Source organism: Streptomyces sp. NPDC004658 (genome assembly GCF_040609555.1).
Lineage (GTDB): Bacteria > Actinomycetota > Actinomycetes > Streptomycetales > Streptomycetaceae > Streptomyces.
This window is the reverse complement of record NZ_JBEXKG010000217.1, coordinates 1-9,929: the sequence shown is the minus strand read 5'-3', so window position 1 is coordinate 9,929 and position 9,929 is coordinate 1. Positions and strand designations below refer to the sequence as shown.

Annotated in this window: 8 protein-coding genes and 1 pseudogene; 6 read left to right on the top strand and 3 right to left on the bottom strand. The window is 74.0% G+C overall.

What is annotated here, in order from left to right:
• Nucleotides 1-594, top strand: a 594-nt coding sequence (locus ABZV94_RS37520) for a lipoprotein (RefSeq protein ID WP_356348818.1), incomplete at its 5' end; no start/stop codon positions are given.
• Between the two features lie 10 nt (nucleotides 595-604).
• On the opposite strand, the gene ABZV94_RS37515 is transcribed toward ABZV94_RS37520, so the two are convergent.
• Nucleotides 605-1,237, bottom strand: coding sequence for a GNAT family N-acetyltransferase (locus ABZV94_RS37515; protein ID WP_356348816.1), 633 nt, complete (start codon nucleotides 1,235-1,237; stop codon nucleotides 605-607).
• 97 nt (nucleotides 1,238-1,334) lie between these two features.
• Complete coding sequence (locus ABZV94_RS37510; protein WP_356348820.1) at nucleotides 1,335-3,335, bottom strand: DUF1996 domain-containing protein; 2,001 nt, start codon at nucleotides 3,333-3,335, stop codon at nucleotides 1,335-1,337.
• A 393-nt stretch (nucleotides 3,336-3,728) separates the two neighbouring features.
• Here ABZV94_RS37510 and ABZV94_RS37505 point away from each other — a divergent pair, with 393 nt between their 5' ends.
• The 5 genes from ABZV94_RS37505 to ABZV94_RS37485 all read left to right on the top strand — a co-directional run bounded on the left by ABZV94_RS37505 (nucleotide 3,729) and on the right by ABZV94_RS37485 (nucleotide 9,782).
• The gene (locus ABZV94_RS37505; protein ID WP_356348814.1) at nucleotides 3,729-5,594 is read left to right on the top strand and encodes a C40 family peptidase; all 1,866 of its coding nucleotides are present in this window, start codon (nucleotides 3,729-3,731) and stop codon (nucleotides 5,592-5,594) included.
• A 192-nt stretch (nucleotides 5,595-5,786) separates the two neighbouring features.
• Nucleotides 5,787-7,151, top strand: coding sequence for an FAD-dependent oxidoreductase (locus tag ABZV94_RS37500; RefSeq protein WP_356348811.1), 1,365 nt, complete (start codon nucleotides 5,787-5,789; stop codon nucleotides 7,149-7,151).
• Nucleotides 7,152-7,442: 291 nt separating this feature from the next.
• Nucleotides 7,443-8,654, top strand: coding sequence for a hypothetical protein (locus tag ABZV94_RS37495; protein WP_356348808.1), 1,212 nt, complete (start codon nucleotides 7,443-7,445; stop codon nucleotides 8,652-8,654).
• Nucleotides 8,655-8,720: 66 nt separating this feature from the next.
• Entirely contained in the window at nucleotides 8,721-9,008 is a 288-nt protein-coding gene (locus tag ABZV94_RS37490) for a YkvA family protein (protein WP_356348806.1), read from the top strand.
• Between the two features lie 33 nt (nucleotides 9,009-9,041).
• Entirely contained in the window at nucleotides 9,042-9,782 is a 741-nt protein-coding gene (locus ABZV94_RS37485) for a 2-phosphosulfolactate phosphatase (protein WP_356348804.1), read from the top strand.
• Here the strand turns inward: ABZV94_RS37485 and ABZV94_RS37480 are convergent.
• A pseudogene (locus ABZV94_RS37480) lies at nucleotides 9,736-9,929 on the bottom strand (hypothetical protein); the annotation flags it as partial. The gene ABZV94_RS37485 and the pseudogene ABZV94_RS37480 sit on opposite strands and share 47 nt — an antisense overlap.

Sequence of the window (9,929 nt, the reverse complement as noted above, 5' to 3'; positions counted from 1 at the left end):
GCGGCGAGCGCCACGGGCGCGGCCGGGGCCACGGACGCGAAGGGTACGGCGGCGGTCCGCGGCGGCACGGTCGGCGCGGCCGGTTCGGCCTGCGAACTGCCCGTGCGCTTCGACGTCGCCAAGGACTGGAAGGCCAAGTCCATCGACGCCGGCGAGGAGTCGGCCAAGGCCTCGAAGGGCGAGGACGGCGACCTCGGCGGGGCGCTCGCCGACGCCTTCCTCCGGCAGGGCCCGGTCACGGCCGCCTGTGAGATCGACGCCAAGCCGGCCGGCAACATCGGCTTCCTGCGCGTGTGGACGGGCGAGCCCGGCGGCGCGGACGCGGACGGAGTGCTGCGCGCGTTCGTCGCTGCCGAGGACAACGTCAGCAAGGCGAGGTACCACTCCTTCAGGACCGGCGGCGGCGTCTCCGCGGTGGAGGTGGAGTACCTCTACACGAGCAAGCTCCTGGACGAGACGAAGAAGGAGAGCGCCTTCGCCGTCAGCACGCCCGACGGCCCGGTCGTCCTGCACCTCGGGGGCATGGACACCCAGGAGCACGAGGAGATGCGGCCCGCGTACGACCTCGCCAAGCAGACGCTCCGGCTCGGCTGAGGACCGCCGCTCATCCACGGGCCGTCGTGCGGCCCAGGTAGGTGAGGGGGCCCGCGTCGGCGACGGGGATCTCGTGGAAGCCGACCCGGTCGTAGAAGGCGCGGGCGGCGGTGTTGGCGGTGACCATGCCGAGGTGGACCGCCCGGACGCCCTGGCCGCGCAGGGCGTCCAGGAAGGTGTGCAGCAAGCGGCGGCCGTGGCCCCGTCCCTGCCAGGGCGGCAGCAGGTCGATGTGCAGATGGGCGGGGTGGGCGGCGAGTTCGGGGACGAGCATCCGCTCCGGGTGGTGCAGGAGGCGGATCATCTCCTCCGTGGGCGTGCGGGGCGGCGCGGTGGGCTCCGGGTAGCGGTCGGCCAGCCGGGGGATCCAGCTCTCGCGGAAGTCCCGTACGAAGCGTTCGGTGTCCGCCGTACCGACGATGTATCCCACGGCCCGGCCCGTGCCGTCGTCCAGCACGAAGGCGAGGTCCGGGTCGAAGTGGCAGTACGGCTCGGCGAAGAGCGACGGCATCAGGCGCTGGTCGGGGTAGAGGGCCCGGGAGTCGCCGCCGTTGTGCGCGGTGCGGACGCAGACGTCGGCCACGGCGTCGCGGTCGGCGGGACGGTAGGGGCGGATCAGCGGGCTCGGCTCGAGGGACGGCATGGCCCCATCCTCACCTCCTTGGGAGCGCTCCCACAAGGGGTGGGAGGCGCACGGCGGCGACCACCCGAGGGTGGCCGCCGCCGGGGGCGGTCCGTGGTCAGTAGCGCATGCGCCTGGCACGCAGCAGCATGAACAGGCCCGACATCGCGAGCAGCGTGCCGATGGCCGCGGGCCACAGATGGGCGCCCGTCTCCGCCAGACCGCCCTGGCTCGCCTGGGGTTCGGTCCGCGCGGCCGGCGGTGAGTAGGCGGCGGCGGTGGCGGCCGGGACCGGTGCGGTGGTGGCCGGGGCCGGAGCAGTGGCGGACGAGGCCGGAGCAGTGGCGGACGAGGCCGGTGCCGCAGCCGAACGCGCCGGCGTGGACCGGGGTGCGGCGGACACGGCGGGTGCCGCCTTGTCGTCCGTGTCGTGCTTGGTGGTGCGGGCGGGCGACGTCGTCGCGTCGTGCCGGGGCGCCCCACCGGTTCGGGACACCGACGGCGCGGGCGGGGAGGTGACGCTTCCGCCGTTCTCCTCGGTGGAGCCGGCACCCGGCGCCGCCGTGGCACCGGCGCTCGCCGTGGGCGTGGGCGTCGGCGTCGTGGCGGAGCCGTCATCGGCCGAGGCACCGCAGGTGCGGCCGGAGTTGATGCAGTCGACCATCTCGCGCATCAGGTTCTCGCTGAAGACGTTGATGAAGTCGCCGTGGTCGGTGACGGGCTTGTGCAGCTGCTCGGGGAAGGAGTCCACCGCGAACAGCGGGACCGTACGGCCGCCGTCCGCGAGGCTCGGCGCGTCGACGTCGTACACGATGCGCTGCACCAGTTGCGGAATGGGCTGGAAGCCCGCCGGGCAGGAGCCGTCGGCGTCCGTGAAGGCCACGTGGGTGCGGTGGTTGGCGCTGTCGATGTTGCGGCCGTCCCAGCAGCTCTGGAAGCGGAAGGTGCGCACCACGTCGCTCCCCTGCGGGCACAGCGGGTACTTGTCCTTCAGCTGCCGGTCCTCGTAACCGGTGCAGCTCCAGGACGCGTTGGCGTTGCCGGGGCCGTTGACGAAGGCCTTGGCGTCGCCCGTGATGATGCGCAGCAGGCGCGGCATGGCGGTGACCTTGCCACGGGGGTTTCCGACGAAGGTCAGCGCGACCTCCTTGGGCGTCACGATCCGGCCCGCGTTGCCCTCGGTGCCGCCGCCCGGTGCTCCGGCGTCCCGCTCCTGGGTGCCGTTCTGCAGGCGCAGCACGGGCCAGTAGTACGACGACTTGTCGCCCTGGTCCGCGCAGCTCGTACCGGCCCTGGCCAGGTCCTCGTCGCTCGCGAAGGCGGTGTTGCCCTGGTTGCCGACGTAGTCGTGGAAGTGGTGGGCGCCGTTGGAGACGCCCGGGGCGACGATGACGTTGTCCGAGTTGAACAGGCCGTTCGCGTTGACTCCGCAGTCGGAGGTGAACGTGCCGCGCGAGGCGTCGGCCCGGGGCGGCGGGGCCGGCGCGTCGGGCGTCACGGCGGTGATGTCCGCGTAGTCGGAGACGACGGGCCCGTTGCCGCCCTGACCGGCGCCGCTCTGCCCCTGGCCGCCGCCGCTCTGCCCCTGGCCGCCGCCGTTCTGCCCCTGGGCGTCGCCTCCCTGGTCCGCGCCGGCACCGTCCTGCCCCTGGCCGGTGCCGCCCTGCCGGCCGTCGTCGCCCCCGGTGCCGGTGGGGGCCTGGCCGTCGTCACCGGGGCGCAGGGTGCAGACGGCCAGGTCGTCCAGGCCCTGCGGGCGTTCCCCCGCACGGCCCAGGGCGTCGGAGATCCGCCCGATGGACTGCGACCGCTTCTCCTCCAGCGGCTTCATGATCGTCTCCTCGGTGGAGCCGTCGTCCTGGCCGCCGGCCCGCGCCGCCTGCTGCACCTGCTGGTACGCCGCCGCGATCTGCTGGTCCAGCGCGGCGAGTTCGCGGTCGACGTCGGCACGGGCCGCGTCCGGCACGTCCGTGAGCCGGCTGCCGACGTCCGGGCAGTCGATGGTCGCCATGCCCGAGGACAGGACGCGTGCGGAGGCGTCCGTACCGGATCCGTCGCCCCAGCCCTCGGTGGCCGAGGCGTACACGTTCGCCCCGACGAGTCCGGCGCCGCCGAGCATCAGGGCCACCGCGGCGAGAGTCGCGCGTCGTGCGCCGGTCGGGCGTCTGCGCCTGTTGCGTACCAAGGTCGTCCCCTGTGTGTGATCGCCGGTGGTCGGACCGCCGGTGGGTGTGGCCGGCGGCCGGGCATGGAGTTCCCCGGCTTCATACGGCGGGCGGAGCCACCGTGTTCAACAGAATCGCGAATTCACCGGGACCTCACAGGAAACCATGGTGGCCGCCCCTTCCCCGTCGAACGTCGTCGCGAACATCACGAATATGTATCGGACATTTCACACCTCAACCTTCACACGAGGTACACACGTTGGCTAGGTTGACGCGAGGCCGCCGCCCGGCTCTGCCCCGGCGAGCCGCCCAACTGCCCTGCTGGGCAAGGAAGGAGCACGTCTTCCATGGCGCCGGAGAGCCGCGACGAGGTGCGACAGCGGATCGCATCCCTCTACGACCGGGCGGAGAACGACACCGGTAACTTCAACGCGACCCGGGCCATGGCCGCCCGGTCCCGTTCACGCGGCGTCCCGCTGGCCAAGCGGTCGGGCCGGCGTGCGGATCCGGCCCTGGACGAGATCGCCCGGCAGTGGTTCGACGCGGCCCGCGCCGATCTCGGCCCGACCGTCCCCGCGGTCCTGCCCGCCGACCGGCTGCCCGACGGGCCCCCGGCACCGGCGCGTTCGCGCGAGGGGATGGAGGAGCTTCCGCTTCCCGGGAGCGAGCGGGGAGTTCGCGCCCTGCCGGGCGGCGGCAGTGACCCCCTCGGCCTGCCCGGTCCCCCGGCCGGGGGCAGGGAGCTCCGCGCTCTGCCGGGCGGTGAACGGCCGGCACTGGAGACGGGCGGCCTGCCCGGACAGCGGTCGGCGCTGGCACGCGGCACCGGCCACGCGGTGGCCGAACTGACGGCGGCCCCGGCGACCGACGCACCGAGCGGCTCCCTGCCGGCCGTTCCCTCCGAGGCGGGGTGGCCGCAGACGGGGGCCTTGCAGACGGGGGCCTTGCAGACAGGGACTTCGCAGACGGGGTCTTGGCAGACCGGGGCTGTGCAGACCGGGGCCTCGCAGAGCGGGTCTTGGCAGACCGGCGCTGTGCAGACTGAGGCTCCGCAGACGGGGTCCTGGCAGACCGGGGCCTCGCAGAGCGGGTCTTGGCAGACCGGCGCTGTGCAGACTGAGGCTCCGCAGACGGGATCCTGGCAGACCGGGACCCTGCAGACCGAGGCCACGCACACAGGACCCTGGCAGACCGGGACCCTGCAGACCGAGGCCACGCACACAGGGCCCTGGCAGACCGGGACCCTGCAGACCGAGGCCGTACCGGCTCTGGAGACCGGCCGAGGGGCACTGGCCGATGCCGGGAGCAGCGGGGAACTGCCGGTCCAGTCGGTGGGGTTGCGCGACGGGACGGCAGACACGGCCGGCTGGGCCACGGCAGGACCGTCGAGCCCCGCCGTCCTGCCGGTCGCCGCGCAGCCCGGCGTGCAGCGCACCGCCGCTCACCTGCCCCGGGCCCTCCCCGGCTCCGCCGGTTTCGGTCGCCTGTCCCCCAGCGCCTCCAAGGCCGGCGCCCGGCGCCGGCTCGACACGGCACGCGACCTGCTGTCCCGGCGCACCGCCCGACCCGTCTCGCCGGGCAGCGCCGTTCAGTTGGCACCGGTGCCGCCCGACCTGCCGACCGGGGCCCAGCAGTTGACGCAACCCGCCGTGACCTCGACGCGCCAGTGGCGGCAGCGGGGTGCGGAACCCGTTCTGCCGGCAGCGCCGACGGCAGGCGCTTTGCCGGCCGGCATCACCGCACCGATGACCGACACCGGTTCCCTGTCGCTTCCTCTGCCCGCACCAGCGCCCACACCCGCTGCCGCCCCCGCTGGGGCCACCCCCGCTCCCGCCCCGGTCGAGCCGCCCCGCGCCCTGCGCGCCGCGAAGGCCATCGCGTTCGCCCGGGCGCAGCTCGGGAAGCCGTGCGTGTGGGGTGCGACGGGGCCGGACTCCTACGACTGCTCCAGCCTCACCCAGGCCGCGTGGAAGGCGGCCGGTGTCATGCTGCCGCGCGCCGCGCACGAGCAGGCGCTGGCCGGAGCGCCGCTCACGACGGCCGGGCTCGAACCGGGCGACCTCGTCCTCTTCTTCGAGGACGACCGGCACGTGGGCCTGTACACCGGCGACGGAATGATGGTCCACGCCCCCGGACCGGGGTCGTCCATCCGTGAGGAGTCGATCTACGGCGCCGGGGAGGCGGCGATCCACCGGATCGTCCGGCCGGCCTGACAGGAACCGGCCTCGGCCACGGCCGCGGGGGGCGCCCTACCGGTCCCCGCGGCGCTGCCCATAAGGCACCACCAGGTCAGGCATAAGATCAGCTTATGAGGTCATAGAGCGGACCCGCGTACCGACTTAGGTCTGCCTTAGTTTAGGCTGCGTGATCAAGTCGCCCATTCACGCTCGAAGGGAAACCTGATCATGCCGCGCCCCCTGCGGGTAGCCATCGTCGGAGCCGGCCCCGCCGGGATCTACGCCGCCGACGCCCTGCTCAAGTCCGAGGTGGCCGCCGACCCCGGTGTCTCCATCGACCTCTTCGAGCGGATGCCGGCCCCGTTCGGCCTGATCCGGTACGGCGTCGCGCCCGACCACCCGCGCATCAAGGGCATCATCACCGCCCTGCACCAGGTGCTCGACAAGCCGCAGATCCGCCTGTTCGGCAACGTCGACTACCCGACGGACATCAGCCTGGACGACCTGCGTGCCTTCTACGACGCGGTGATCTTCTCGACGGGTGCGATGGCCGACCGCGAGCTGTCCATACCCGGCATCGACCTGGACGGCTCCTACGGCGCCGCCGACTTCGTCTCCTGGTACGACGGCCACCCGGACGTGCCCCGCACCTGGCCCCTGGAGGCCGAGAAGGTCGCCGTGCTCGGCGTCGGCAACGTCGCCCTGGACGTCGCCCGCATCCTCGCCAAGACCGCCGACGAGCTGCTGCCGACCGAGATCCCGCCGAACGTCTACGACGGTCTGAAGGCCAACAAGGCCGTGGAGATCCACGTCTTCGGCCGCCGTGGCCCGGCGCAGGCGAAGTTCAGCCCGATGGAGCTGCGCGAGCTGGACCACTCCCCGAACATCGAGGTCATCGTCGACCCCGAGGACATCGACTACGACGAGGGCTCGATCGAGACCCGGCGCGGCAACAAGCAGGCCGACATGGTCGCCAAGACGCTGGAGAACTGGGCGATCCGCGATGTCGGCGACCGCCCGCACAAGCTCTTCCTCCACTTCTTCGAGTCGCCGGCCGAGATCCTCGGCGAGGACGGCAAGGTCGTCGGCCTGCGCACCGAGCGCACCGCCCTGGACGGCACCGGAAACGTCAAGGGCACCGGCGAGTTCAAGGACTGGGACGTCACGGCGGTCTACCGCGCGGTCGGCTACCTCTCCGAGAAGCTCCCCAAGCTGCCCTGGGACATCGACTCCGGCACCGTCCCCGACCAGGGCGGCCGGGTGATCGAGGAGGGCGGCACCCACCTGCAGTCCACCTACGTCACCGGCTGGATCCGGCGCGGCCCCGTCGGCCTCATCGGCCACACCAAGGGCGACGCCAACGAGACCGTGGCCAACCTGCTGGACGACTACGCCGGCGGCCGTCTGCACAGCCCCGCCTCGCCCGAACCGGAGGCCGTGGACGCCTTCCTCGCCGAGCGCAACGTCCGCTTCACCACCTGGGAGGGCTGGTACCGGCTGGACGCCGCCGAGCGTGCCCTGGGCGAGCCGCAGGGCCGCGAGCGCGTGAAGATCGTCGAGCGCGAGGACATGCTGCGGGAGAGCGGGGCGTAACCTCCCCCCTTTCCACGGGCCCAGGGGCCGGCAGGGGTGAACGGGGCCCGCCCCTGAGCGGATGGACGGGCGGCCCCCGTTCGCCGGACATTGTGGGCGCCGCGACCGCCGGCCGGGCACGGGTGAACCGCGGCCACCTGATGTGCACCGCGCGCACCCCGGGCGTACGGCGCACACCCCGCGCGCCGGTCGCACCCCCGGGCGACGCGCGGGGCCGGGCCCCCGCCGCCGTGTCGCGCCGCCGAACGGTGATACTGGGAGGCGCACCCGCCCCCATCAGCAGATTGGCTCATGTCGAACTCCGCCGGCGACCGCGCCACCATCCCGCAGACCCTCTGGGCGGCCCGGGGCCGCCACACCGGACCCGCCCCCGAGGACGTCGTCCGCCGCACGCTGCGACGGCACGAGGAGAGCGGGGACATCGACGACTTCACCGAGCCCCCCGCGGCCGAGGACCCGGCCCGGCGGGTCTTCGAGGCCCGCTGGCGGGCCGGCGGCACGGTGACCGTGCGGGCCCGGCTCACCCTCGTACCGGAGGAGGGCCGGCTGCCGGGCCACACGTGGCGGCTGGTCGCGGAGGCGGAGCGTCCGTGGGACGACGCCTGGCCGTCGCCCGCGGCGCTCTTCTGGCCCGAGGACGCCCCGGGCGACGGCGACGACGGCTCCTGGGACCATCACCCCACGGTCGCGGGCCTGCGCTTCCGGCAGGTCAACGCGCTGCCGGAGGACGACAAGGACATGCGGCGCCGGCTGCGGGAGGCGGCCCGGGAGGCATGGTGCGTCCATGTCGTCGTGCACGAGGCGATGACACCCGACGAGCGGGGCCGGCTGCCGCTGGCGCGGCTGCTGCCGCCCGGGCTGCGGCACCGCGTGATCGAGCACCGGGCCGCACCGCAGCAACTGCGCGCCGTCAACTGGGCGTTGAAGGACCTCGGCGTGGAGGTGCCGCGCGGCGGCGCGGTGCTGCTGCCGCCGGACCCGGCGCCGGAGGGGTACGACGGCCGGGAGCACAGTGTGCGCACCGTCTTCCTGGACGGTTCGGAACCGGCCGAACTCATCGCGGTGCTGCGGCACTTCGTCGCCCTGCCCCGGCCGCTGCCGCAGGACGCCGAGGAGGCGCTGACGGACCTGCGGGAGAACTGGACCCTGATGACCCTTCAGGAGGAGCTGGAGCGGGAGCGGCGGCTGGTCGCCATGTACGCCGAGGCGCTGGAGGCGATGACGAAGTCCCGCGATCTGTACAAGCAGGCCGCGGAGCAGGCGCTGGAGGCCCTGGCGGCGTACCGGGACGTCCCCGTGCCCACGCTCCCCCAGCAGCGGCCCGCCGCCCGCACACCGGGCGCGCTCCAGCAGCTGACACGGACGTTCGAACGGCTGAGGCTGACGGCCAAGGGCAGGCAGCAGGGGTCCGCCACCGCTCCCTCATCGAACGGCACGGTTCGGGAGGACGACGGCCCTGAGGACGCGGGGGCCGGCAGCGACGCGGGCGACCGTTCGTCGTAGGGGTTCGTCGGGTACACGCACGGTCGTACCGTTCGCAGCTGCCCCCCAGTCGGAGAAGGAGCCGGAATGGACACGCCCACGACGCTGCTGGTGATCGCCGCCGTCGTCGCGGCGGTGCTGCTCGCGGTCGCGGTCCGGCTGCTGGTGCGGCTGGTGCGGGCGCGGCGGACACTGCGGCGGGCGGGGCTGCCGACGGGGCCCCGGTGGGTCTTCTGGGGCGCGGTCGCGTATCTGGTGCTGCCCACCGACCTGCTGCCCGACCCGGTCTACCTGGACGACATCGGCGTCCTGCTCCTCGCCCTGCGCAGTCTGCGCGCCGCCCGGCCGCTGCCGCCCGGGACGACCGAGCCCTGACCGGCCGGGCGCGGTATGCCGCACCATGGGGCGATGCAGCCCGTGTTCACCGGCATACCCGGTGCCCCGACGGCCCCCGGCGTGGCCGTGGTCGTCGACGTGATGCGCGCCTTCACCGTGGCCGCCTGGGCGTTCCGGCGCGGCGCCGAGCGGATCGTCTTCGCCCGCACGCGGCAGGAGGCGCTGGCGCTGAAGGACCGTCATCCTGACTGGCTCGCCTGCCAGGACGGACCGCCCATGCCAGGGTTCGACCTGGTCAACTCGCCCGCCCGGTTGCGTGCGCTCGACCTGCGCGGCCGTACGGTCGTCCAGAAGACCACCGCCGGGACGGCCGGGGCGTTGGCCGTGGCGGACGCCGGACTGCTGCTGTGCGCGAGCTTCGCGGTGGCCGGGGCGACCGCCGAGGCGCTGCGACGGGTACGGGCGGGGGCGGTGACCTTCGTGGTCACCGGGGACGGCGGCCGGGCCGAGGAGGATCTGGCCTGCGCACAGTACATCGCGGAACGCGTCCGGAGGGGCGACGCCGATCCGGGCCCCTACCTGGCGCGGGCCCGGCGCTCCAGCGGCGCCGTACGGCTGGCCGACGGAGTGCGGCGCGGGTGGGCCGGTGTCGATCCGGACGACCTGGCCGTGTGCCTGGAGACGGACACGTTCCCGTCGGCCATGGCCGCCGCCCGGGAGGACGGCCACCTGGTGCTGCGCCCCTGGGCGCCCTCCGAGCGCGCGCTCAGCCCGCGTCGTCCCGCTGGGCCTTGCCCATGGTCAGGGCCGTGAGCAGGACCGCCAGTGCGCCGAATGCCGCCGCCGCGGCCGTCGGGCCGGCCAGCCAGGGCGGTGCCAGGGTGGCCGCCTGTAGCCGGGCCGGATCCGGCAGGTGAAACCGTCCGCCGAGCACATGGCCGGCGGCGAGCACCGCCGTGG